This window comes from Allobosea sp. Root381, from assembly GCF_001429395.1.
Lineage (GTDB): Bacteria > Pseudomonadota > Alphaproteobacteria > Rhizobiales > Beijerinckiaceae > Allobosea.
Window position 1 is genome coordinate 67,270 of the sequence record NZ_LMJT01000007.1, and the last position, 23,111, is coordinate 90,380.

19 protein-coding genes and 2 tRNA genes are annotated in these 23,111 nt (G+C 66.1%); 17 read left to right on the forward strand and 4 right to left on the reverse strand.

What is annotated here, in order from left to right; all coding sequences use genetic code 11:
• Positions 1–294 precede the first annotated feature (294 nt).
• The 4 genes from ASE63_RS08490 to ppx all read left to right on the forward strand — a co-directional run bounded on the left by ASE63_RS08490 (position 295) and on the right by ppx (position 5,937).
• Positions 295–1,404, forward strand: coding sequence for an AI-2E family transporter (locus ASE63_RS08490; protein ID WP_056799518.1), 1,110 nt, complete (start codon positions 295–297; stop codon positions 1,402–1,404).
• Positions 1,397–2,089, forward strand: a complete 693-nt coding sequence (locus tag ASE63_RS08495; RefSeq protein WP_056799523.1) for a hypothetical protein — start codon at positions 1,397–1,399, stop codon at positions 2,087–2,089. The genes ASE63_RS08490 and ASE63_RS08495 overlap by 8 nt, the downstream gene beginning before the upstream one ends.
• Before the next feature lie 139 nt (positions 2,090–2,228).
• Positions 2,229–4,424: an RNA degradosome polyphosphate kinase gene (locus ASE63_RS08500; protein WP_056799527.1), complete on the forward strand. Its 2,196-nt coding sequence runs from the start codon at positions 2,229–2,231 to the stop codon at positions 4,422–4,424.
• Positions 4,360–5,937 (forward strand): exopolyphosphatase, encoded by a 1,578-nt coding sequence (ppx, locus tag ASE63_RS08505; RefSeq protein ID WP_280137441.1) that lies wholly within the window; start codon positions 4,360–4,362, stop codon positions 5,935–5,937. Before ASE63_RS08500 ends, ppx begins: the two co-directional genes overlap by 65 nt.
• Positions 5,938–6,107: 170 nt before the next feature.
• Here ppx and rnd read toward each other — a convergent pair whose 3' ends face one another.
• Positions 6,108–7,247 (reverse strand): ribonuclease D, encoded by a 1,140-nt coding sequence (gene rnd, locus ASE63_RS08510; RefSeq protein ID WP_056799530.1) that lies wholly within the window; start codon positions 7,245–7,247, stop codon positions 6,108–6,110.
• Positions 7,248–7,401: 154 nt separating this feature from the next.
• Here rnd and aspS point away from each other — a divergent pair, with 154 nt between their 5' ends.
• The 3 genes from aspS to ASE63_RS08525 all read left to right on the forward strand — a co-directional run bounded on the left by aspS (position 7,402) and on the right by ASE63_RS08525 (position 10,804).
• Entirely contained in the window at positions 7,402–9,180 is a 1,779-nt protein-coding gene (aspS, locus tag ASE63_RS08515; protein WP_056799725.1) for an aspartate--tRNA ligase, read from the forward strand.
• Between the two features lie 7 nt (positions 9,181–9,187).
• Positions 9,188–9,559, forward strand: a complete 372-nt coding sequence (locus ASE63_RS08520; RefSeq protein ID WP_056799533.1) for a hypothetical protein — start codon at positions 9,188–9,190, stop codon at positions 9,557–9,559.
• A 360-nt stretch (positions 9,560–9,919) separates the two neighbouring features.
• A complete protein-coding gene (locus ASE63_RS08525) occupies positions 9,920–10,804 on the forward strand; it encodes a glycosyltransferase family 2 protein (RefSeq protein ID WP_056799536.1) in 885 nt (294 codons plus the stop codon).
• Positions 10,805–10,822: 18 nt separating this feature from the next.
• Here ASE63_RS08525 and ASE63_RS28315 read toward each other — a convergent pair whose 3' ends face one another.
• Together ASE63_RS28315 and ASE63_RS08535 are read right to left on the reverse strand one after the other, a co-directional pair.
• Positions 10,823–11,446 (reverse strand): CatB-related O-acetyltransferase, encoded by a 624-nt coding sequence (locus ASE63_RS28315; RefSeq protein ID WP_244491344.1) that lies wholly within the window; start codon positions 11,444–11,446, stop codon positions 10,823–10,825.
• Between the two features lie 92 nt (positions 11,447–11,538).
• Positions 11,539–13,371: a hypothetical protein gene (locus ASE63_RS08535; RefSeq protein WP_156410257.1), complete on the reverse strand. Its 1,833-nt coding sequence runs from the start codon at positions 13,369–13,371 to the stop codon at positions 11,539–11,541.
• 291 nt (positions 13,372–13,662) lie between these two features.
• On the opposite strand from ASE63_RS08535, the gene ASE63_RS08540 reads away from it, so the two are divergent.
• The 7 genes from ASE63_RS08540 (at position 13,663) to ASE63_RS08570 (ending at position 18,098) form a co-directional block, all read left to right on the forward strand.
• The gene (locus ASE63_RS08540; RefSeq protein ID WP_244491345.1) at positions 13,663–14,073 is read left to right on the forward strand and encodes a DUF192 domain-containing protein; all 411 of its coding nucleotides are present in this window, start codon (positions 13,663–13,665) and stop codon (positions 14,071–14,073) included.
• A gap of 156 nt (positions 14,074–14,229) precedes the next feature.
• Positions 14,230–14,306 (forward strand) — tRNA-Pro (locus ASE63_RS08545).
• A gap of 95 nt (positions 14,307–14,401) precedes the next feature.
• Positions 14,402–14,707: an ETC complex I subunit gene (locus tag ASE63_RS08550; protein WP_056799546.1), complete on the forward strand. Its 306-nt coding sequence runs from the start codon at positions 14,402–14,404 to the stop codon at positions 14,705–14,707.
• A gap of 96 nt (positions 14,708–14,803) precedes the next feature.
• Positions 14,804–14,880, forward strand: a tRNA-Arg gene (locus ASE63_RS08555).
• 344 nt (positions 14,881–15,224) lie between these two features.
• Positions 15,225–16,913, forward strand: coding sequence for a glycosyltransferase family 39 protein (locus tag ASE63_RS08560; protein WP_056799549.1), 1,689 nt, complete (start codon positions 15,225–15,227; stop codon positions 16,911–16,913).
• 76 nt (positions 16,914–16,989) lie between these two features.
• Positions 16,990–17,754, forward strand: a complete 765-nt coding sequence (locus ASE63_RS08565; RefSeq protein WP_056799552.1) for a glycosyltransferase family 2 protein — start codon at positions 16,990–16,992, stop codon at positions 17,752–17,754.
• Entirely contained in the window at positions 17,754–18,098 is a 345-nt protein-coding gene (locus tag ASE63_RS08570) for a lipid-A-disaccharide synthase N-terminal domain-containing protein (protein WP_056799554.1), read from the forward strand. The genes ASE63_RS08565 and ASE63_RS08570 overlap by 1 nt, the downstream gene beginning before the upstream one ends.
• Before the next feature lie 23 nt (positions 18,099–18,121).
• Here ASE63_RS08570 and metC read toward each other — a convergent pair whose 3' ends face one another.
• Positions 18,122–19,312, reverse strand: a complete 1,191-nt coding sequence (gene metC / locus ASE63_RS08575) for a cystathionine beta-lyase (RefSeq protein WP_056799556.1) — start codon at positions 19,310–19,312, stop codon at positions 18,122–18,124.
• A gap of 260 nt (positions 19,313–19,572) precedes the next feature.
• On the opposite strand from metC, the gene ASE63_RS08580 reads away from it, so the two are divergent.
• The 3 genes from ASE63_RS08580 to ASE63_RS08590 all read left to right on the forward strand — a co-directional run bounded on the left by ASE63_RS08580 (position 19,573) and on the right by ASE63_RS08590 (position 23,101).
• Positions 19,573–20,598 (forward strand): amino acid ABC transporter substrate-binding protein, encoded by a 1,026-nt coding sequence (locus tag ASE63_RS08580; protein ID WP_056799559.1) that lies wholly within the window; start codon positions 19,573–19,575, stop codon positions 20,596–20,598.
• A gap of 160 nt (positions 20,599–20,758) precedes the next feature.
• A complete protein-coding gene (locus tag ASE63_RS08585; protein ID WP_056799562.1) occupies positions 20,759–21,781 on the forward strand; it encodes an amino acid ABC transporter substrate-binding protein in 1,023 nt (340 codons plus the stop codon).
• A gap of 135 nt (positions 21,782–21,916) precedes the next feature.
• The gene (locus tag ASE63_RS08590) at positions 21,917–23,101 is read left to right on the forward strand and encodes an amino acid ABC transporter permease (RefSeq protein ID WP_244491346.1); all 1,185 of its coding nucleotides are present in this window, start codon (positions 21,917–21,919) and stop codon (positions 23,099–23,101) included.
• Positions 23,102–23,111: the final 10 nt, after the last annotated feature.

The following is a 23,111-nucleotide window of genomic DNA, read 5'->3' on the forward strand; positions in this document are numbered from 1 at the left end:
CCCGGGGTTGCTTCGCAGGCTGTCAGGGATGATGGCGTGTTTTCGAGAGAACCCAGCATGCTTTGGGGCATCGGCGGATACCGCCATCCGAGGTGGCGACGAAGCCATCCAGCGCCGCCGGGTGAATACCAAATCGCCGCGTCAACAGCGGCCGTGTTGTTGACGCGGGCTTCGATGCCAGCCTAGCTGACCTTCTGGTCTTGCCCTATGGCAGCTTGCCCGCAGCCGGTTGAACAAGCGGCGGCTGCCTCTGTTTGACAAGCGCGCACAGCCGGATCCGCGAAAGGCCTGGAAATGACCCTGCAACGCCAAATCGGCTTCTGGCTGGCCTCGCTGGTCGTCTTCGTCCTGCTGCTCCTTCTGCTGCGCGATGTGCTGCTGCCGTTCGTCGCCGCGTTGGCGCTCGCCTATCTGCTCGATCCGCTGGCCGACCGGCTGGAGAAGGCGGGAATGAGCCGGCTCGCAGCGACGATCGCGATTCTCTTCGTCTTCCTGCTGGTCTTCGTGCTGGCCCTCGTCCTGCTGGCGCCGTTGCTCGGGCAGCAGCTCGCGGGCCTCGTGGCACGGTTGCCGGCCGATGCGGCCAAGCTTCAAGCACTGGTGATCGAGCAGGGCGGCCCCTGGATCGAGCGCTTCGGTGGCACCAAGCTGACGGAGGAGGCGCAGAACTCGCTCGGCAATCTCGTCGGCGAAGCGACCAAATGGGTCGGCGGGCTGCTTCAGTCGCTCTGGACCGGCGGCACGGCGATCATCGGCGTGTTCTCGCTTCTGGTCCTGACACCGGTCATCGCCTTCTATCTCCTGATCGACTGGGACAGGATGTGTTCCACGGTCGATAGCTGGCTACCGCTCGAGCACCGCGAGACGATCCGCGGATTGCTGCGCGAGATGGACGTCGCGATTGCCGGCTTCCTGCGCGGGCAGGCATTGGTCTGCCTGCTGCTGGGTCTTTTCTATGCGGTGGGCCTGAGCCTGCTCGGCGTCAATTTCGGCGCCCTGATCGGCATCATCTCGGGCTTCCTCTCCTTCATCCCCTATGTCGGCTCGCTGACGGGCCTGGTGCTTTCGGTCGGCGTCGCCATCGTCCAGTTCTGGCCGGAATGGACCTGGCCGCTGGCCACGCTCGCCGTCTTCGCGGCGGGGCAGTTCCTCGAAGGCAATATCTTCCAGCCGAAATTCGTCGGCGATTCGATCGGCGTGCACCCCGTCTGGCTGATGTTCGCGCTGCTTGCCTTCGGCTCGCTGTTCGGCTTCGTCGGGCTCCTGCTGGCGGTGCCGCTGGCGGCCGTCATCGGCGTGCTCTGCCGATTTGCGCTCCGACAATATCTGGCAAGCAACATTTATCATGGCGGCGATGCCACGCGCGCCGCGGAGGTACAGGCACGGATCGATTCCGATGGCTGAGCTGCAGGGCCGCCCTCGTCAGCTCGCCTTGGACCTGCCAATCGATAGCCGCTACGGCGTCGAGGATTTTCTTGTCGGTCCCTCGAATGAGGCGGCCTATGGCCTCGTCGAAGCCTGGCCGGCCTGGCCGGACGCCTGGCTGCGGCTCGTCGGCCCCGAAGGCGCCGGCAAGACCCATCTCGCCGCGATCTGGGCCAAGGCCGCCCATGCCTGGACCGTGCAGGCCTCCGAAGTCGTGGACGCCAATGTCCCGCATCTGGTTTCGGGCGGGGCATTGGTCGTCGAGGATTGCGACCGCGGCCTGAGCGACGAGGCCGCCCTCTTCCACCTGATGAACGCGGTGAAGGCGCGTGGCGGCTTCCTGCTGCTGACGGCGCGCGAGGCGCCGGACCGCTGGGGACTGCGCGTCCCGGACCTGCTGTCCCGGCTTCGGCTTGCGCCCCAGGCGACGATCGAGCCGCCGGACGACGCGCTGCTGCGGGCCGTGCTGGTGAAGCTCTTCATCGACCGTCAGCTCGTCGTCGATACGGGCATCATCGACGCGTTGGTGCTGCGGATGGAGCGCTCCTTTGCCGCCGCACGGGCTCTCGTCGACGCGCTCGACCGCTTGTCGCTCGAGCGCGGGCGCCGCGTCACGAGGGCGCTCGCAACCGAGGTGCTGGCCGGGCTCGTTGCGGAAGAGTAAGGCGCTGCCCGGATCGGGGTGGCAGTCCGGCCGGAAATGATGTGTCCTGCGTCATCGAACCGTCACGCTAGGATGGCTCAAGACCCTGCAAAGGGAGACCGACGTGGCCAGAGCAGCAACCGGAACGAGAGCCAAGAGCATGAACTCGCAGCAGAGCGCCATCGAGGCCGTGGAAGCCGTTCCCGCCGACGGAACCGTCCCGTTGCGGCAGCTGCCCGACCGCTTCATGAACCGCGAGCTGTCCTGGCTGCAGTTCAATCGCCGGGTGATGGAGGAGGCTTCCAACCGCAATCACCCGCTGCTGGAGCAACTGCGCTTCCTGTCGATCTCGGCCGCCAACCTGGACGAGTTCTTCATGGTGCGGGTGTCGGGACTGCGCGAACAGCTCAAGGCCGGCGTCGTTACCCCAAGCCAGGATGGCCTGACCCCGGCCGAGCAGCTCGGCCAGATCGGCCGGGCGGTCGCAGCGCTGACCGACGATCAGCAGGCTCGCTGGAGCGAGCTCAAGCACGATCTTCACGCGAATCGGCTCCATCTTCTCGGCCCGGGCGACATCGGCGCGCAGGAACGCGTCTGGCTGGAGGATTACTTCCTCAACTACGTCTTTCCGGTGCTGACGCCGCTGGCCATCGATCCGGCGCACCCCTTTCCCTTCATCCCCAATCTCGGTTTCACCGTAGCGCTGGCGCTCGAGCGCATCAGCGACGGCCGCCAGCTCGATGCGCTGATCCGGGTGCCGAGCAAGATGGATCGCTTCATCGAGCTGCCTGATCTCGCGCGCGAGGGCCTGCGCCGCTTCATCACGCTCGAGGATGCGGTCTCGCTCTTCATCGCCAAGCTGTTCCCGGGCTACGACGTCAAGGGCACCGGATCCTTCCGCGTCATCCGCGATACTGATCTCGACATCGAGGAGGAGGCGGAGGACCTGGTGCGCGTCTTCGAGACGATGCTCAAGCTACGTCGGCTCGGCGTCGTCATCCGTCTCGAGATCAGCAGCGGCATGCCGGCGCATCTGCGCAAGATGATCGTGCGCGAGCTCAAGGTCGACGAGGACGAGGTCGTTGCCGTCGACGGCATGATCGGCCTGAACGAACTCGCCCAGCTCGTCGGCGTCGACCGGCCGGACCTGAAGTTCAAGCCCTACAACGCCCGCTTCCCCGAGCGGATCCGCGAGCATGGCGGCGACTGCTTCGCGGCGATCCGCCAGAAGGACCTGTTGGTCCATCACCCCTACGAGTCCTTCGACGTCGTCGTGCAGTTCCTGCAGCAGGCGGCGCGCGATCCCAGCGTCGTCGCGATCAAGCAGACGCTCTACCGGACCTCGTCCAACTCGCCGATCGTCAAGGCGCTGACCGAGGCGGCGGAGGCCGGCAAGTCGGTGACGGCGCTGGTCGAACTCAAGGCGCGCTTCGACGAGGAGGCGAACATCCGCTGGGCCAAGGAGATGGAGCGCGCCGGCGTCCAGGTCGTCTACGGCTTCATCGAGCTCAAGACCCATGCCAAGCTTTCGCTGGTGGTCCGGCGCGAGGCGGGGCAGCTGACGAGCTATTGCCATATCGCGACCGGCAACTACCACCCGATCACGGCGCGCATCTATACGGACGTCTCGTTCTTCACGGCGGATCCGGTGATGTCGCAGGACGTCGCCCGCGTCTTCAACTTCATCACCGGCTATGCCGAGCCGGCGGAACTCGAGCTGATGTCGGTCTCGCCATCCGGGCTGAAGCAGCGCCTGCTCGCCGACATCGCCGAGGAGGTCGCGCATGTCAGGGCGGGCCGGAAGGGCGCGATCTGGGGCAAGTGCAACTCGCTGGTCGACCCCGAGATCATCGACGCGCTCTATGATGCGAGCCAGGCCGGCGTCGAGATCGATTTCGTCGTTCGCGGCATCTGTTGCCTGCGGCCGGGCATTCCGGGGCTTTCCGAGAACATCCGGGTCAAGTCGATCATCGGGCGCTTCCTCGAACACACCCGCGTCTATGCCTTCGGCGCCGGCCATGGGATGCCGTCGCCCAAGGCGAAGCTCTACATCTCGTCTGCGGATCTGATGCCGCGTAATCTCGACCGCCGCGTCGAGGCGCTGACGCCGATCCTGAACCCGACGGTGCACCAGCAACTGCTCGAGCAGATCATGCTGGCGAACTTCCTCGACAACGAACAGAGCTGGACGATCTTGCCCGATGGCGGCTCCCGACGCATTGTCCCGGCGCCGAACGAAGAGTCGTTCAACGCCCACAAATATTTCATGACGAACCCGAGTCTGTCAGGACGTGGAAAATCACTCTCCAATTCAAGCCCCCGGTCTCTTTCACGGCGAGGCAGCCGCAAGGGCTGAGGTCCTGAACGCGCCTGGCCGCCTCGGGCTGGGCGACGGCTCGCTGGCGATCGTCGATATCGGTTCGAACTCCGTCCGGCTCGTTGTCTACGAGATGGTCGCGCGAGCGCCGGCGCAGGTCTTCAACGAGAAGGAGATGGCCGGGCTCGGGCGCCAGGTCGCCAGCACGGGCCGGCTGGCGACGGATGCGATGGAGAAGGCTGTCGCGGCACTGATGCGCTTCCGCATCCTGTGCGAGGCCATGAATGTCGGCGCCATCCGGGTGATCGCCACCGCCGCGGCACGGTATGCGAGCAACGGCCCGGAGTTCATTGCACGCGCCGAGGAGGCGATCGGTCAGCCGATCGAGCTGATCTCGGGCGATCGCGAGGCTGAACTGTCCGGGCTGGGCATCCTCTCGGGTTTCGACAATCCGGACGGCGTCGTCGGCGACCTCGGCGGCGGCAGCCTCGAGCTGATCTCGGTTGCCGGGGGCAAGACGGGGCGGGGGGCGAGCGTACCGCTCGGCGGCCTCGCCCTCCTCGATCGCTCGAAGAATTCGCTCAGGCAGGCCGAGAAGATCGTCAAGGACGAGCTGGACAAACTGCCTCAGGTCGCGGCGATGCGGGGGCGGGATTTCTACGCCGTCGGCGGAACCTGGCGGGCGCTCGCGACCCTCCACCAGCATCAGGTGAACTACCCGCTCAACGTGATGCACGGTTATGCGCTGTCGGCGCGCGATGTCGCCGATTTCGTCAAGCTGGTGGAGAAGGCGGACCTGACGGGGCTCGACTCGATCGACTCGGTGTCGTCGGCCCGGCGCCCGCTGCTCGCCTATGGGGCACTGGTCCTCGACGAGTTGATCAAGCGCGGCAGGCCGCGCTCCATCATCATCTCGGCGCAAGGGGTGCGCGAAGGCCTGCTGCACGAGCAGCTTTCGCCGGCGGAACGCGCCGCCGATCCGCTGTTGCGCTCGGCCCGAGACTACAACCATCTGCGGGCGCGCGATCCGCGCCACGCCGACGATCTCATCGCCTGGAGCCGCACCATTCTGGAGTCGGCGGGCCTGCCGACGCACGGCCTTTCCGAACGGATGATCGAGGCGGTCTGCCTGCTTTCCGACATCGGCTGGCGCGCCCACCCCGACTATCGCGGCGAGCAGAGCATGAACGTCATCGCCCACGCCTATTTCACCGGGGTCGATCATGTCGAGCGGGCTTTCCTGGCACTGTCGATCTTTCACCGCTATGCCGGGTTGAAGTCATCGTCGGCAGCGGCTGCCGCCTTGCGCTCCCTGCTTCCGCCGCCGATCCTCGAACGGGCGCTGCTGCTGGCCGCGATCTTCCGCGTTGCCTATCTGCTCTCGGCTGGAATGGCGGGCCTGCTGCCGCGCATGCAGGCATCCTGCGTCGACGGCCGGCTGGTCCTCCGTTTGCCGGAGGATTTGCGCCAGCTCGCGAGCGAACGCGTCATCGGCCGGCTGAAGCAGCTCGCCAAACTGCTCGGACGCGAGCACGAGATCGCCCGGCTCTGAAGGTTCTCGAAGGCGGCCGATTTTGCGCCGAGCCGCAGCATCAGTCCGGGCTTGATCCGGATCGACCGACGGGCGCTCAGGCCTATGTAAGTCGCGGCTTCAGCGGACGCCTGCTGAGTTAAGTCAACTGATGGTGGGCGTGATCCGAGAGGCAGCGCGGCCCTGCGGGATCAGCCCACGACGACCCGGCCGCGCATGACGCGAAGGCCGAGTTCGCCGCTCTTGAGCGCCAGCGCCTTCTCGCCGAAGACGCCACGGCGCCAGCCCTGCAGGGCGGGAACATCGGCCTCGTCATCGGCCGCGATGGCCTCGAGGTCATCGGTCGAAGCGATGATCTTCGGCGCGACGCGCTCGGCTTCCGCGACGGCCTTGAGCAGCACCTTGAGCAGATCGAGCACGGCACCGTTGCCGCCGCGCCCGCGGTCCCGCTCCAGCCGGGGCAGGGTCTTCGGGTCCAGTGCCAGCCCGCGCTCGATCGCGGCCAGAACCTCGCCGCCGGAGCGCGAGCGCTCGAAGCCATTGGGCACCGAGCGGAGCTCCGCCAGCGCCTCGACCGAACGCGGCGCGCGCTGGACGATGTCCATGAGCGCATCATCCTTGAGCACCCGCTGGCGCGGCACGTCGCGCGTCTGCGCCTCCCGCTCGCGCCAGGCGGCGAGCTCCATGAGCACGGCGATTTCCCTGGGCTTGCGGAGGCGGCCCTTGAGCCGCTGCCAGGCGTTCTCCGGCTTGACCTCATAGGTTCCGGGCGAGGTCAGAACTGCCATCTCCTCGGCGACCCAGCTCTCGCGGCCAGTGCCTCCGAGATCGGCTTTCAGCGCTAGATAGACGTCGCGCAGATGGGTGACGTCGGCCTCGGCATAGGTGAGCTGCGCCTCGTTGAGGGGCCGGCGCGACCAGTCGGTGAAGCGCGACGACTTGTCGATCCGCGCCTTGGCGAAGTCGTTGGCGAGTTGCTCGTAGCCAACCGAGTCGCCGTAGCCGCAGACCATGGCGGCGACCTGCGTGTCGAAGAGCGGCGTCGGGATCAGCCTGCCGATCATCCAGACGATCTCGAGATCCTGCCGCGCGGCGTGGAAGACCTTGACCACGGCGGGGTTGCCCATCAGCGCCAGGAAGGGCGCCAGGTCGAGCTCGGGGGCCAGCGGATCGACCAGGACGGCCTCCTCGGGCGAGGCGAGCTGGATCAGGCAGAGCTTCGGGTAATAGGTCGTCTCCCGCAGGAACTCGGTGTCCACGGTGACGAAGGGGTGCTCGGCCAGCCGGGCGCAGGCATCGGCAAGGTCGGCGGTGGTGGCGATCAGGTTCATGAGGCGCTCATAGCAGAGTGAACATCGCCATGTCGCGGGCGTTCTTGACATTCGGGCCGCCCGCGTGTGCTTACGCGAAAGATTGCCTGCGCGACCAAGCTCGCTAGAGCGTCCTTGCGTCCGAACGATTTCCGAAGAGAGCAGCTCCGTGACCCTGCATCGCTACCGTTCCCACACCTGCGGCGCCCTCCGCGACAGCGACATCGGTTCGCAGGCCCGCCTCTCGGGCTGGTGCCATCGCATCCGCGACCATGGCGGCCTGCTGTTCATCGACCTTCGCGACCATTACGGCATGACGCAGGTCGTGATCGACCCGGATTCGCCGGCCTTCGCCACGGCCGAGACGCTGCGCTCCGAATGGGTCGTGCGCATCGACGGCAAGGTCAAGGCGCGCCTCGCCGGCACCGAGAACGCCAACTTGCCGACCGGCGCGGTCGAGGTCTTCGCGACCGCGATCGAGGTTCTGGGCGCGGCCGGCGAGCTGCCACTGCCGGTCTTCGGCGACCTCGAATATCCTGAGGACACGCGGCTGAAGTATCGCTTCCTCGATCTGCGCCGCGAGAAGCTGCACAACAACATCATGCTCCGCACCAAGGTCATCGACTCGATGCGCCAGCGCATGAAGGATTCCGGCTTCTCCGAGTTCCAGACGCCGATCCTGACGGCTTCCTCGCCGGAAGGCGCACGCGATTTCCTTGTGCCGAGCCGGCTGCATCCGGGCAAGTTCTACGCGCTGCCGCAGGCGCCGCAGCAGTACAAGCAGCTGCTGATGATGGCGGGCTTCGACCGCTATTTCCAGATCGCACCCTGCTTCCGCGACGAGGATCCGCGCGCCGACCGCCTTCCGGGCGAGTTCTATCAGCTCGACGTCGAGATGAGTTTCATTGAGCAGGAGGACGTGTTCGCCACGATGGAGCCGGTGATCACCGGTATCTTCGAGGAGTTTGGCAACGGCAAGTCAGTCACGAAGGGCTGGCCGCGCATTCCCTACGCCGAGGCGATCGCGAAATACGGCTCCGACAAGCCAGACCTGCGCAACCCGCTGGTTATGCAGGACATCTCCGAGCATTTCCGTGGTTCCGGCTTCAAGGTCTTCTCCCGCATCCTCGAGGGCGAGAAGAACCGCGTCTGGGCGATTCCGGGACCGAAGGGTGGAAGCCGCGCTTTCTGCGACCGGATGAACTCCTGGGCGCAGGGCGAAGGCCAGCCGGGCCTCGGCTATCTGATGATCAAGGAGGACGGCGAAGGGCAGGGGCCGATCGCCAACAACATCGGCCCCGAGCGCGTCGCCGCGATCGTCAAGCAGATGGGCCTGAAGCCGGGTGACGCCTGCTTCTTCGCCGCCGGCGACCCGGACAAGTTCTACAAATTCGCTGGTCTCGCCCGGAACAAGGTCGGCCAGGAACTCGGGCTGATCGACGAGAACGCTTACGCTTTCGCCTGGATCGTCGATTTTCCGATGTTCGAGTACAACGAGGACGAGAAGAAGGTCGATTTCTCGCACAACCCCTTCTCGATGCCGCAGGGCGGGCTGAAGGCGCTCAACGAGGAAGACCCGCTCTCGCTCAAGGCCTTCCAGTACGACATCGCCTGCAACGGCTTCGAGCTCGCCTCTGGCGGCATCCGCAACCACAAGCCGGAAGCGATGGTGAAAGCCTTCGAGATCGCCGGCTATGGCGAAGAGACGGTGATCGAGCGCTTCGGCGGGATGTATCGCGCCTTCCAGTACGGCGCGCCGCCGCATGGCGGCATGGCGGCAGGCATCGACCGCATCATCATGCTGCTGGCCGGCGCGACGAACCTGCGCGAGGTCGCGCTGTTCCCGATGAACCAGCAGGCTGTCGATCTCCTGATGGGCGCCCCCGCGGAGGCGTCTCCGAAGCAGCTTCGGGAAGCACATCTGCGCATCAACGCTCCGGAAAAGAACGGCTGATCTGACGATGCCTGGCCTACCCGTCCTGCGGGCGCTCGCGCTCGTCTCTGCCGTGGCGGTTCCGCTCGGCGCCTGCGTCTCCGGCCCCGCCAATCCGAGTGCGGGGCGTGCTTCGGAACTGGCGAATCTGGTCTCGCGCTCTGTCGCCTGCCGGGCCGGGGCTCCGCGCGCCAGCACGCTGGAGCGCTTCATCGCCTCCGAGCGCGCGCGGGGTGCGACGCCGGAGCAGCTCGCAAGCGCCCGCGCGACCTATGTCACGATCTCAGAGGCCGAAACGATCAACCACGGCATCAAGCCGCAGGCGTGCGATCCCGAGGAACGCGCGACCATCAAGGCGAAGATGGTGCCGATCCGCGCCGGCGATTTCAGCGCTCTCTAAGCAACGCCACCAAGCCGATGCCCGCGCCAAGGCTGTTCCTTTCCTTGCCGATCTTGCTCGGGTTGGCGGCCTGCACGACAGCCGGTCCGACACCGGGCACACCTGAATTCGCGGCAGCGCGGGTCTCTCGCGCCTATGATTGCGGACTGCGGGTCGACCGGGTCCATGTGATGGCAGGACTTGGGCGTGAGGAACGCCAGCGCTTTGCGGCAGCCAATGCCGCCTTCGCCGTCAAATCCTACAAAGCACCTCGCGCCTGCAGCGCTGAAGAACGCTGGTCGGTGCAGCGCGAAGTCGGCGCGCTAGGCCGGCGTTGAATTTCGCTTGCGTCCCGCGCGTCATCGCGGCCACAAGGCGCCGATGCCGACCGCCAGCCCGATCACCGCTATCGTTGTCGCCTATGACAGTGCCGAGGTCCTGCCGGACTGCCTTTCGGCGCTGGCGGTGGAAGGTATTCCCGCGATCGTGGTCGACAATGCGAGCGAGGATGGCAGCGCCGAGGTCGCGCGGGCGCATGGCGCGACTGTCATCCGCAATCCGCGCAACGAGGGCTATGGCCGCGCTAACAACATCGGCGTGGCTGCAAGCCACTCGCCCTATGTCCTGATCGTCAATCCCGATGTCGAGATCCGGCCCGGCGCTGGTGCGAAACTACTGGCCGCGGCCGGGCGCTATCGCGATGCCGGGATGCTGGCGCCGCGCATCGTCGAACCGTCGGGCAGGGTCTTCCTGCAGCCGCGCTCGCTGCTCTCGCCGCCGCATCTCAACCGCTCGGGCGCCATGCCGATCCCGGAGGGAGACTCCTGCCTGCCGTTCCTTTCCGGCGCCTGCCTGCTGATCCCCCGGGAACTGTTCATCTCTCTCGGCGGCTTCGATCCGCGGATTTTCCTGTTCTACGAAGATGACGATCTCTGCCGGCGCATGCGCGATGCAGGGCACGCACTCGTACATGTCCACGAAGCGGAGGCAGGGCATGGGCGCGGCCGTTCCAGCGCGCCGTCGCCCGAGCGACGCTTCAAGGCACGCTGGCATCTCGCTTGGTCCGAAGGTTATGTCGCCGGAAAATACGGCTTGCGGCCGCCGTCGATCATCAGAATGTTCGAGAATGCCGCAAAGGCAGTGGGTTACGGCCTGTTGTTCAGGCGCGAGAAGATGTTTGCCCATGCCGGCTCCTGCGCCGGCGGGTTGGCCTGGCGCCGAGGTCGGTCGGCGATTTCACGCGAGGGCTTGGAGGCATTGCCCTGAGCAACCCCGCGCTGGCGCTCAAGCATCGCCCGTTGTGTGCCTCCTAGCCGCCGCCACCAGATCGTCGACGCGCTCGGACATCAGGAGCGGCATCAGTTCGTTCACGGTCATGGGCGGCAGTTCCCACCAGCGACTGGCGAGAAGCGCCGCGATCTTCTCCTCGTCGAAGCGCAGCTTGAGCACCCTGGCAGGATTGCCGCCGACGACGGAATAGGGCGGCACGTCGCGGCTGACGACGGCACGGGCAGCGACAACCGCGCCAGTGCCGATGGTGACGCCGGAGAGCACCATGCATTGCGAGCCGAGCCAGACGTCATGGCCGATTCGGACGTCGCCACGCGTTGTATGGCTGCCCTCGATGCCGGCAGCCGCCGGCCAGAGATCAGGCATTTCCGGAAACGGATAGGTCGTAGCCCAATCGGTGCGATGATTGCCGCCGAGCAAGATCTCGACCCCGTCGGCAATCGATCCGTAACGGCCGATGCTGAGCTTCGCGCCGCTCTCGGGAAAGCGCACCTTGGGCCGGCCATAGGTCCAGGCGCCGACCGCGACCTGGCCGTGCCGCCTCGCGATTAGCTTGGCGAGGTGCAGCCGCGTCTGGTTGTAGGGGTTGATGCGCTTGCGCAGGAAGCCCCGCGCCACGGGCGCAAGGCCCGCCCACCATGCGACCAACGGCCCCGGCCGCCAATCGGCGTCCTCTGCCGGCAAGGCGCCGGCCGGGTCGGGCGCGTGACTCACTGCGCTGTAGCCTTGACGTCGATCTTCTCAAGGATCTCGGTCGGGTCGGTGATCGTGATCACGTCGGCGAGGCCGAGCCCGCTGGCCGATTTGGCGCTTGCCTCGACCGTCAGCGTACCCGGCTTGGCGGCGAAACGCGACACCGCAGCCGTAAGCGCCTTGGCGGCATCGGACGGTCCGAGGATCGCGGAGAGGCCAAGGCTGGCGATCATCGCATATTGCTGCCGCATTTCCTCCGGCTTGCGACCCGCCTTACGCGCCTCGTTCGCGATCAGCTTCTCGACCAGACCGAAATTCTCGAGCTTCGCGTTGAGGCCACGCGCGGTCGCGCCCAGCGCTGCGACCTGGGCGAGGGCGGTGTCGCTCGAGAACAGGTCCTTCGTCACGTTGCCGAGCGTCGCCGAGGCCTCGAGGCGCGCCAGGTTCGCGCCGCCGATGGAGATCTGGCGAATGGCGAGTTCGTTGCGCGCCGCCTCCCAGGCAAGGTCGAGCTTTGCCGACAGATCGAGCGAGCGGATGCCCATCGCGATCATGTCGCGGGCCGCCGGGTTGCCGCTACCCTCCGTGATGGGTGTCACCAGCTTGTCGATGGTCAGGGCGAGGCTCGTCGGGATGCCGTTGAGCTGTTCGCCGGCCGTCAGTTCGAAGGTGCCGAGGCTGATCTTGATCGGCTGCCCGGTAGGCAGGACCGGCGGCGCATCGACGGAGAGGCCGGCCAGCCGGATCGTGCCGATTGTCGGGACATAGCGGCGCCAGTCGATGTCCGTCAGCTCGGCCTCGGGCTTGGTGAGATCCTCTTGAAGCGCCTTCAGCATGGAGCCGAAGGAGAAGCCGGAGGAACTGATCGAATCGATCGTGCCCTTGGCGCCGGCGCCGGAGAACTGCATGCCTTCGATGGCGACGCCGGATTTCGCCGGCGTGTCCTCGCCATAGGCGATGCGCGCCATCTTCAGGTCGACGTTCTGCGGCCCTGCCGCTTTCTGATTGGGCTTCGTCGCATCGGGCGGCACCGGCAGCGTCATCGCGATATCGCGCATTTCGCCGCTGCCGTAATCGACCGTCTCGAACAGGGAGAGAATCGACAGCCCAAGACGCTTCGAAGCCTCCTTTTCAGCCGGACTCATCTCGGCCTTGGGGTCGGCGATCGACGTGTCGAGCTTGTCGGCTTCGCTGAGGAGTTGCGCCACGACCTCGCCGAGCGGCGTCGGGCCGGGCTTCGCCGCCAGGGCTCGCGCGCTTGTCCGGCCGACCGCGATCTTGCCGCGCGGGCCCATGTCGAACGCCTGCGCCCCCTGGTCCAGGCGCCCGAGAAGCACGGTCATCGGAGCGTCGGCTCCGGCTTCAGCCTTCTCCGTGAAGATCCGCGCAGTCTGGCGCAGGTCAAAGTCCTCGAAACTGCTCTGGGCGATGGTGCCGTTCATCGGCCCCGAGCCGCCCACCGCCTTGAACGTTCCGCTCGGCGCCTCGGCCCGGCCGATCTTGCCATCGCGGATGTTGCTGAAGCGGATGTCGCGATAGGTCGTGATCTGTTTGTCGCTGCCGAAGGTCAGCTCATAGGAGAGCTGCGGCGCGGTGATCTCGGCGGCGGTGAGCCGGCCCATGCGCTGGGCGGCGCTTTCGCCGCTGGAGGCGTTGAACAGGGCAAGAAAAGCCTCGCGGTCGAGCGGCGAACCCTTCACCGCCGCTTGCGGCGCGGTGACGACGAGCGGGCCGAATTCGATGCGCAGATTGTCGATCTGAAAATCCGCCGCCAGTGCAGGCTGCGCCAGCACAAGTGCCGAGAGGGCGATAGCGGCTCGCAGCGTGAAGCGAGAGCGCGGAGCAGTCATGACGGTCTCCTGATTTGCGGCCGCGACCCTGCCGCAAGCGGCCCGGGAAGGAAAGACGACAACGACCGAGAGGCTGACGAAATGCTTGACCGGGGCGCCGGATTGCCGGGTATCTGTGCTGCGCCCGACGCGTATCTGTCGAAGAAGCGCCATATCCGCCGTCATAGGATCGGAGGATGCAACGCCATGGAGCCGAAGCCGATGCAGGCCAAGACCCGATTCCTCGCAGCCGGCCTCGCCGCGGCCATGTTCGCGCTCGCCGGCGCACTTGCCGCACCGTCGTCACCGGCTATGGCGCAGGCTTCTGCGGGGCAGGCTGTCTCCGCGCTCGAATCGCTTTCGATTGTCAGCGGCGACAAGCGCCATGCCTTCCAGGTCGAAGTGATGCGCACGCCGGAACAGCGGGCGAGGGGGCTGATGCATCGACGTTACCTGCCGGCCGACCGGGGCATGCTGTTCGATTTCGAGCGCGTGGAGCCGGTCGCGATGTGGATGGAGAACACCTTCATCCCGCTCGACATGCTTTTCATCCGCGCGGACGGCACAATCGCCCGCATCGCCGAGAACACCGAGCCGTTGTCCCGGCGCACTATTCCTTCCGGCGAGCCGGTGCTGTCGGTGCTCGAGATCAATGGCGGCGTCAGCCGGACCCTCGGGATCAAGGCAGGCGACCGCATCGAGCACGCGCTGTTTAAGCGCTGAGCGCTGGCGCCGGCGGCTGTTCCACCGGGCAGGGCCGGGTGATGGCGATACTGGTTCCCAAAGCGGTCGCGTGGTGCTATGCGGTTGCCCGTCGCAGCAGGTCCGGAAGACTGGCTGTGGTGGTTTCGCGAGTAATTCGATATACTTGCGTTCCGTCGGGGTATAGCGCAGCCCGGTAGCGCATCTGCTTTGGGAGCAGAGGGTCCCAGGTTCGAATCCTGGTGCCCCGACCATTCCGGGCGTCTCGCGGGTTTCGCATGTGCGGGCCGGTACGAAAGAGGCGCAACGAGGTAACAGCCAGGTTTCAGGTAGGAGCCGAGCGAGAGACATGAGCGCACGCATCTATCGCCCGGCCCGCACGGCCATGCAGTCAGGCACCGCCAAGACCGAGCGCTGGCTCCTGGAATACGAGCCCGAGCAGCCGCGCCAGATTGAACCGCTCATGGGCTGGACGTCGTCCGGCGACATGAAGAGCCAGCTCAAGCTCTGGTTCGACAGCGAGGCCGAGGCGGTCGCCTACGCAACGCGCAACGGCATTCCCTATCGCGTCGAGCAGCCCAAGGAGCCCGTGCGGCGTTCGATGGCCTATTCCGACAATTTCAAGTTCTCCCGTGTCGGTCAGTGGACGCATTAGTAAAAGAGTTGAGCCTGATGCCGTCCGAAAAACAGTTTCCACTTTTCGGCATCATGCTCTGAGCAGCCGACCGCGGAGGCTTTCGCCTTCGCCTTCGGGCCCGTAGCTCAGCTGGATAGAGCAGCAGCCTTCTAAGCTGCTGGTCGCAGGTTCGAATCCTGCCGGGCTCGCCATTTTTCTTCTCTGCGGTTGGGGCGTGCTAGGCCTCTTCGGTTGGCAGCGGCAGTGCCACAAGCGCCGTCGGCGCCGAGCTCTCGGTCCTCGCCGTTCCATCTGCGCCGCCGACCATAGCGGCGGCGAAGCATCAGGCTAGCAACGCCGCCGCGAGCTGTGATGTCGGGCTTCCGCTTGCCGCGACGCAGCATGCGGCGTAAACCGCGCCGGCAGCCGTTTCGGCGGCTTCGCCTTGATCACGCCCGAAAGGCCCGTCATCGCGGCGCCGGTTTTCGGGAATAGCCGGTCCCCCATTTCCGGCCTTCAGGACAGGCGCGGCCGGGCCGGGCCTTGAGGATGCATAATGCCGTCGCTCAGCCCCGCGCTTGACCGCCTCGCAGCTCTGGCTTCCGCCAGCCATGCCCGCGCCTGCGCGCTGCTCGTCCTGCTGTCTCTCGCCGCCTTCCTGCCGGGCTTCCACACATTGCAGCCGCTCGATCGCGACGAGCCCCGCTTCGCCCAGGCGAGCAAGCAGATGCTGGAGACGCACGACTTCGTCGATATCCGCTTCCAAGACGAGGCGCGGCACAAGAAGCCGGTCGGAATCTACTGGCTTCAGAGCGCGACGGTAGCCGCAGGCGAAGTGCTAGGCGTGCCGGAGGCGCGCACGCAGATCTGGCTCTATCGCATCCCCTCGCTGGTCGGCGCGATCGCGACCGTGCTGTTGAGCTACTGGGCGCTGCTGGCCTTCGTCGGCCCCCGTCAGGCCCTTCTCGGCGCCGCGTTGATGGCCGGCGCTGTCCTTCTCGGCGTCGAGGCGCGGATCGCCAAGACCGATGCGCTGCTCGCCGCCTGCGCCGTCGCGACGATGGGAGCTCTGGCAAGGACCTGGCTCGACTGGACCCGTTCGCTCGCCTTCGTGCCGAGTTCGCGCAACTGGCTCGTCTTCTGGGGAGCGACCGCGCTCGGCCTGCTGCTCAAGGGCCCGATCGTTCCGATGGTCTGGGGCCTCGCCATTCTCGTGCTGAGCGTCCGCGAGCGCAGCTTCCGCTGGCTGGCGCCGCTGCGCTTCGGCCGGGGCCTGCTGCTTTGCCTGATCGTCGTGCTGCCCTGGTTCGTCGCGATCATGATGAAGAGCGGTGGCAGCTTTCTCGCCGACAGCGTCGGGCAGGACATGCTCGGCAAGGTCGCCGAGGGGCAGGAGAAGCATTGGGGTCCGCCCGGCCTCTACATGCTGATCTTCTTCGGCACCTACTGGCCGGCGGCTGCCTTCGCCGCGATGGCCGTGCCGTTCGCCTGGGTACGGCGGCGCGAGCCCCAGGTGCTCTTCCTGCTTGCCTGGATCGTCCCCTCCTGGCTCGTCTTCGAGGCGGTGCCGACCAAGCTGCCGCATTACGTGCTGCCGCTCTATCCTGCCGTGACCGCCCTTCTCATGCTCGCGCTGGTGAATGGCGGCATCGACCGCTTCCGCCGTGGGGCTGTGGCGACGGCGCTGCTGGTGATGCTGGTGCCGCTCGCTCTGATCCTGGTCATCGTCGGGGCGAACTGGACGCTCGACGGCACTTTGCCCTATAGCGCGCTGCCCTTCCTGCTGCTGACGCTCATCGTCGGCGCCGGCGTCGTCTCGGCCTTCCGCCGCAGCGATTTCGAAGGGGCGCTCTGGCGCTGCGTGCTGGCGAGCCTGCTGCTCGGCATCGGCGTCTACGGGTTCGCGATCGAGAGCCTGCGCTCGTTGAAGCTGTCGCCCCGGCTGGCAGAGGCGGCGCGCTCGGTCGGCTGTACCGATCCGGCCGTGATGACGGTCGGCTATCGCGAGCCGAGCCTGGTCTTTCTGACGGGCACAAACCTCGCGATGGGGAACGACGGTGCGGCTGCCGCCGCGTTTCTGGCCGAGCCCGGCTGCCGCATCGCCTTCGTCGAGGCGCGTCACGCGGCCGGGTTCCAGAACGCCATCGCCCAATCGGGGCTGGCACCGCGGCAGTTCACCATGATCCGCGGCTTCAACCTGAATGGCGGTCGACGACTCGAAATGGCGGTCTATGCCCGCCCATGAGGCCGAAACCCGAAGTTCCTTGCCCTGCTGGCCTTCCTGACGCAGGTTGCGGGCCGTTTTGCCGGAAGATGCTCCGTTGACCGATCCGTCCTCTCCGCCCGAACCATCCTCCTCCACGCCTGTGATCAGCGTCGTCGTGCCCGTGCGCAACGAGGTCGGCAATGTCGGGCCGCTGCTGGCGGACATCGAGAAGGCCTGCGAACCGCTCGGCGCCTTCGAAGTGGTCTACGTCAATGACGGCTCGAGCGACGGCACCGCCGCGGCGCTGGCGGAACTAGAAGCGAGCCGGCCCTGGCTTCGCATCGTCACGCATGCGCAATCCTGCGGGCAGAGCGCGGCCGTCCGCAGCGGCGTGCGTCAGGCCCGCTCGGCCGTCGTCGCCACGCTGGATGGCGACGGTCAGAACGACCCCGCATTCCTCCCGGCGATGCTTGCGGCGCTCCAGAAGGCCGGCGCGCAGGTCGGGCTGGTGCAGGGCCAGCGTGTCGGGCGCAAGGATACCGGCTTCAAGAAGCTGCAGTCGCGTATCGCCAACGGCGTCCGTGGCTGGCTGCTCAAGGACAGCACGCGCGACACCGGCTGCGGGCTGAAATGCTTCCGGCGCGAGGCCTATCTCGCGCTGCCCTATTTCGACGCGTTGCACCGCTTCATGCCGGCGCTGATGGTGCGCGAAGGCTACATCGTCGAGCATGTCGACGTCAGGGACCGGCCGCGACACAGCGGCGTCTCGAATTACGGCTTCTTCGACCGGCTCTGGGTCGGCATCATGGATCTCATCGGGGTGTGGTGGCTGATCCGTCGCCGCCAGCGTATTCCCCAGATCATCAAGGAGACGCGCTGATGCTCGTCGATCTCCAGAACATGATCGGAGACTATTTCCACGAGGTGTTCGTCAACAACATCGACTGGTGGGTTCTCCTCGGCGTCGTCGCGCAGGGCCTCTTCACCATGCGCTTCGTGGTGCAGTGGCTGGCGAGCGAAAAGGCGCAGCGCTCTGTCGTGCCGATGACGTTCTGGTGGTTCTCGATCGGTGGGGGGGCGCTGCTGCTCGTCTATGCGCTCTATCGGCGCGACCCCGTCTTCATCGTGGGACAGGGCTTCGGCCTGTTCGTCTATCTGCGCAACCTGCAATTCGTGCTGCGCGCCCGTGCCCGGGGCGAGGACACCAACGCCGGGCCGGGCTGAAGCCCGGCGCCGGCGATGGCCGTTCAGGTCGTAGCGCGCAGCCGCGCGAAGCCGGCGTCGAGATCCGCCTTGAGGTCCTCAAGGTCTTCGAGGCCGATATGGATGCGGATCGTCGGTCCCTTGAAGCCCGGCTTCGTGGCCGTGCGATAGGCGCGGCAATCGAAGGGCAGGACGAGGCTCTCATAGCCGCCCCAGGACGCGCCCATCCCGAACAGCGTCAGGCCGTCGAGCATCGCAGCCACCGCGTCCATCGACACCGGGGCGAGTTCGATGGCGAAAAGCGACGAGGCGCCGGTGAAGTCGCGCTTCCAGATCGCGTGCCCGGGATCGTCCGGGAGGGCGGGGTGGAGCACGCGGGCGACCTCGGGTCGCGCCGCCAGCCATTGCGCCATGGCGATCCCGGCCGGCATCTGCTCCTTGAGGCGGATGGCCATGGTGCGCATGCCGCGGAGCGTCAGGAAGGCGTCCTCCGGCGCGATGATGATGCCGAGCTGTTCCCAGCTCGCGCGCAGCTGCGCGTAGAGCTCTGGCGTCCGCGCCGAGACGGTGCCGATCAGCACGTCCGAATGGCCGGCATAATACTTTGTGCCGGCTTGCACCGAGATATCGACGCCGAATCTGTGGCTGTCGAAGAACAGCGGCGTCGCCCAGGTGTTGTCCATCATCACCAGGATGTCGCGGGCATGGGCGGCGGCGACGATCGCCGGAATGTCCTGCATCTCGAAGGTCTGGGAGCCGGGCGCCTCGGTCCACACGGCCTTCGTGTTCGGCTTGAACAGGCTTTCGATATCGGCGCCGAGGCCGGGATCGAAATAGCTCGTCTCGATTCCCATGCGCTTCAGCATGGTCTCACAGAAATGGCGCGTCGGACGATAGACGCTGTCCGTCACCAGGACGTGATCGCCTGCGGAAAGATGCGCCAGGAAGGGCAGGGTGCAGGCCAGGAGGCCGGACGGCGTGACGACGGTGCCGGCGCCGCCCTCGATCGTATTGGCTGCCGCGACCAGCGCGTCGATCGTAGGATTCCCTTGCGTGCCATAGGTATAGCGCGCCTTGCGGGCCAGAAAGTCCTCGGTCGAGGGGTAGACCACCGTGGAGCCGCGCACGATCGGCGGATTGACGAAGCCGTAGCTGTCGGCGGGGTCGCGCCCGGCCATGACGAGACGGGTTCTTTCGCGAAGGCGCGCGAAGTCGGAAGGAGGCAGCTTTTTCATTGAACCGGGATCGCGAGGGCGTTTGCGGGGGATGCGGTCAGGCTTGACCACCCCCACAAACTCGCATGTGATGTATGCAGCGAACAAGGGGCGGCGCCGGCGGGGACCCTTGCTTGACGCTCATGCGGGGCTCTGGCAATCGACGAATGGGACGTCGCTAATTTCCTGTGCAATCGGGTGGGCTCAAGATCCGCCGGCGACGAGACCGACGACGGCCTGCTGGCCGAGGCGAGCAGGAGACCTTAATGGGAGAGAGTTCGATGAAAAAGTTCATGGCAGCCGCGATCGCTGGGCTCGGCCTCGCGTTCTCGGCTTCGGCGGTTTCCGCACAGACGCCGACGACGCTGGCGCAGGTCAAGCAGCGCAACATCCTCAACTGTGGCTCGAACACCGGCCTCGCCGGCTTCGGCGTGCCGGACGCCCAGGGCAATTGGCAGGGCCTCGATGTCGAGTACTGCCGCGCGATCGCCGCCGCGATCTTCAACGATCCGGCCAAGGTCAAGTTCATCCCGCTTTCGGCGAAAGACCGCTTCACCGCCCTGCAGTCGGGCGAGGTCGACGTGCTGGTCCGCAACTCGACCTGGACGATGACGCGCGACGCTTCGCTCGGGCTGCTCTTCACCGGCGTCAACTACTATGACGGCCAGGGCTTCATGGTCCGCAAGAAGCTCGGCGTCACCTCGGCGCTGCAGCTTTCGGGCGCCTCGGTCTGCACCCAGCAGGGCACCACGACCGAGCTCAACCTCGCCGACTATTTCCGGGCCAATAACCTGAAGTACGAGGTCGTCGCCTTCGCCTCGTCCGACGAGACGGTCAAGGCCTACGACGCCGGCCGCTGCGATGCCTTCACCACCGACGCGTCCGGCCTCTATGCCGAGCGTCTCAAGCTGACGGCTCCCGACGAGCACATCGTGCTGCCCGAGATCATCTCGAAGGAGCCGCTCGGCCCCTCGGTCCGCAACAACGATCCGCAGTGGTTCAACCTGGTCAAGTGGGTCCACTTCGCCATGCTGAACGCCGAGGAACTCGGCGTGACCAAGGCCAATGTCGACGAGATGCTGAAGTCGCCGAATCCGGAGATCAAGCGCCTGCTCGGCACCGAAGGCAAGTTCGGCGAGACCATCGGCCTGACCACCGACTGGGCTGTCCGTATCATCAAGCACGTCGGTAATTACGGCGAGTCGTTCGAGAAGAACGTCGGCAGCGGTTCGCTGCTGAAGATCGCGCGCGGCCAGAACGCGCTCTGGACCAAGGGCGGTCTGCAATACGCCCCGCCGGTGCGCTGAGTTACCGACCGGGCGTCGCGAGAGCGGCGCCCGGTCTTTTTCCGGGGATGGGCCGTGTATCGGCCCAAAGGAGGGCTTGCCAGGCCGGGGGGCTTGGTCCGGGACTTGCTAGGCAATCGAGAACGGGCAGGAACCCGTTCCGCCAACAGGGGAACCAGGCATGCATAAGATTTTCGCTGCGGCGCTCGTCGCCGCCGTCACGACCGTATGCGCGGGGGGCGCGCAGGCACAGACCGGGCTGTTGGCCCAGATCAAGGCCAGGGGCAACCTGATTTGCGGCGTCGGCCCCGGCCTCGCCGGATTCGGCATTCCCGACGCCCAAGGCAACTGGAGCGGGCTCGATGTCGACCTCTGCCGCGCGATCTCGGCCGCGGTCTTCAACGACCCCAGCAAGGTCAAATACATCCCGCTCTCCTCGAAGGATCGCTTCACCGCCCTTCAATCCGGCGAGGTCGACCTGCTCTCGCGCAACACCACCTGGACAATGTCGCGCGACACCTCGCTCGGCCTGAACTTCGCTGGCGTGAATTACTATGACGGCCAGGGCTTCCTCGTTCGCAAGAAGCTCGGCGTCGATTCCGCGCTGAAGTTGGCCGGTGCCTCGGTCTGCACCCAGCAGGGCACCACGACCGAGCTCAACCTCGCCGACTACTTCCGCGCCAACAACATGAAGTACGAAGTCGTCGCCTTCGGCACCGCCGACGAGACGATCAAGGCCTATGAATCCGGCCGTTGCGATGCCTTCACGACCGATGCCTCGGGCCTTTACGCCGAGCGCCTGAAGCTCTCGGTTCCGGCCGATCACATCGTGCTGCCCGAGATCATCTCGAAGGAGCCGCTCGGCCCCGTCGTGCGCCATGGCGACGACAACTGGCTCGACGTCGTGAAATGGACCCACAACGCCATGCTGAACGCCGAGGAACTCGGCATCACCAAGGCGAATGCCGACGAGATGCTGAAATCCGACAACCCGGAGATCAAGCGGCTGGTCGGCACCGAGGGCAAGTTCGGCGAGGCGATCGGCCTGCCCAACGACTGGGCCTACCGGATCGTCAAGCATGTCGGGAACTACGGCGAGTCGTTCGAGAAGAACGTCGGTAGCAACTCGCTGCTGAAGATCGCACGCGGCCAGAACGCGCTCTGGACCAAGGGCGGGCTGCAATACGCCCCGCCGATCCGCTGACAGGGCGGCGCGGCGCGCGAGCACCGCGCCGTCGCAAAGAACGGCACGGACAACAGACGACCGGCGACGGCATTTCAGGCCGTCGTCGGATCGCCGGCCGCAACATCCGATAAAGGGGCCTAACAGGTGTCGACCATTCCGATCGAGACGGCAAAACCGGGCAGGGGCTCGCTGTTCTATGACCCGAGGATCAGAGGCTATGTCTACCAGATCCTCCTGATCGCGGTCGTCGGTTTCCTGATCTGGTCAGCGGCGTCGAACGCGATCGAGAATCTGCGCGCGCAGAAGATCGCCTCGGGCCTAGGCTTCTGGAACAACGCGGCAGGCTTCGACGTCAACCAGAAGCTCATTCCGTTCAGCGCCTCCGGCTCCACCTACGGCCAGGCCTTCTATGTCGGGCTGCTCAACACGCTGCTCGTGGCCTCGATTGGCATCGTGCTGTCGACGTTCCTCGGATTCTTCGTCGGCGTCGCCAGGCTCTCCCATAACTGGGTGCTGGCGAAACTCGCGATGATCTATGTCGAGGTCATCCGCAACTTGCCGCTGCTGCTGCAGCTCTTCTTCTGGTACAATGCGGTGCTGAAGCCGCTTCCGGATGCGCGCAACTCGATCGAGTTGCCTGGCAGCATCTTCCTGAATAATCGCGGCCTGATCCTGCCGAATCCGCAATTCGCGCCCGCTTTCCAGGCCGTGGTGATTGCCTTTTTCATCGCCGTCGTCGCCGCGATCGTTATTTACCGCTGGTCCAAGAAGCAGCAGGCACGCACCGGCCGGCAATACCCCAACGGCCTGATCACGTTCGGCCTGATCATCGGCGCTCCCCTGCTGGTCTATTTCGCCGCCGGGCAGCCGCTTTCCTTCGACCTGCCCCAGCAGGGCCGCTTCAACCTTACCGGCGGCCTGCAGATCTTCCCGGAATTCGTGGCGCTCCTGATCGGCCTGACGACCTATACGGCCGGCTTCATCGCCGAGGTGGTGCGCGCCGGAATCCTGGCCGTCTCAAGAGGCCAGACGGAGGCCGCCTATGCGCTGGGCCTGCGCCCGGGGCCGACGCTGAAGCTCGTCGTGATCCCGCAGGCAATGCGCGTGATCATCCCGCCGCTGACCTCGAACTACCTCAACCTGACCAAGAACTCGTCGCTCGCTGTGGCGATCGGCTATCCCGACCTGGTCCAGGTCTTCACCGGGACCGTGCTGAACCAGACGGGGCAGGCGGTCGAGGTCGTGGCCATCACCATGGCGGTCTATCTGACTATCTCGCTCGTGACGTCGCTGTTCATGAACATCTACAACAAGCGCATGGCGCTGGTGGAACGGTGAGGGCGCAGGC

Bases quoted from the DNA above. Each gene is read 5' to 3' on its own strand.
- ASE63_RS08490 (WP_056799518.1), top strand. From the start codon at position 295: ATGACCCTGCAACGCCAAATCGGCTTCTGGCTGGCCTCGCTGGTCGTC.
- ASE63_RS08495 (WP_056799523.1), top strand. From the start codon at position 1,397: ATGGCTGAGCTGCAGGGCCGCCCTCGTCAGCTCGCCTTGGACCTGCCA.
- ASE63_RS08500 (WP_056799527.1), top strand. From the start codon at position 2,229: ATGAACTCGCAGCAGAGCGCCATCGAGGCCGTGGAAGCCGTTCCCGCC.
- rnd (WP_056799530.1), bottom strand. From the start codon at position 7,247: ATGAACCTGATCGCCACCACCGCCGACCTTGCCGATGCCTGCGCCCGG.
- ASE63_RS08520 (WP_056799533.1), top strand. From the start codon at position 9,188: ATGCCTGGCCTACCCGTCCTGCGGGCGCTCGCGCTCGTCTCTGCCGTG.
- ASE63_RS08525 (WP_056799536.1), top strand. From the start codon at position 9,920: ATGCCGACCGCCAGCCCGATCACCGCTATCGTTGTCGCCTATGACAGT.
- ASE63_RS08535 (WP_156410257.1), bottom strand. From the start codon at position 13,371: ATGACTGCTCCGCGCTCTCGCTTCACGCTGCGAGCCGCTATCGCCCTC.
- ASE63_RS08540 (WP_244491345.1), top strand. From the start codon at position 13,663: ATGGCGCAGGCTTCTGCGGGGCAGGCTGTCTCCGCGCTCGAATCGCTT.
- ASE63_RS08550 (WP_056799546.1), top strand. From the start codon at position 14,402: ATGAGCGCACGCATCTATCGCCCGGCCCGCACGGCCATGCAGTCAGGC.
- ASE63_RS08560 (WP_056799549.1), top strand. From the start codon at position 15,225: ATGCCGTCGCTCAGCCCCGCGCTTGACCGCCTCGCAGCTCTGGCTTCC.
- ASE63_RS08570 (WP_056799554.1), top strand. From the start codon at position 17,754: ATGCTCGTCGATCTCCAGAACATGATCGGAGACTATTTCCACGAGGTG.
- metC (WP_056799556.1), bottom strand. From the start codon at position 19,312: ATGAAAAAGCTGCCTCCTTCCGACTTCGCGCGCCTTCGCGAAAGAACC.
- ASE63_RS08580 (WP_056799559.1), top strand. From the start codon at position 19,573: ATGAAAAAGTTCATGGCAGCCGCGATCGCTGGGCTCGGCCTCGCGTTC.
- ASE63_RS08585 (WP_056799562.1), top strand. From the start codon at position 20,759: ATGCATAAGATTTTCGCTGCGGCGCTCGTCGCCGCCGTCACGACCGTA.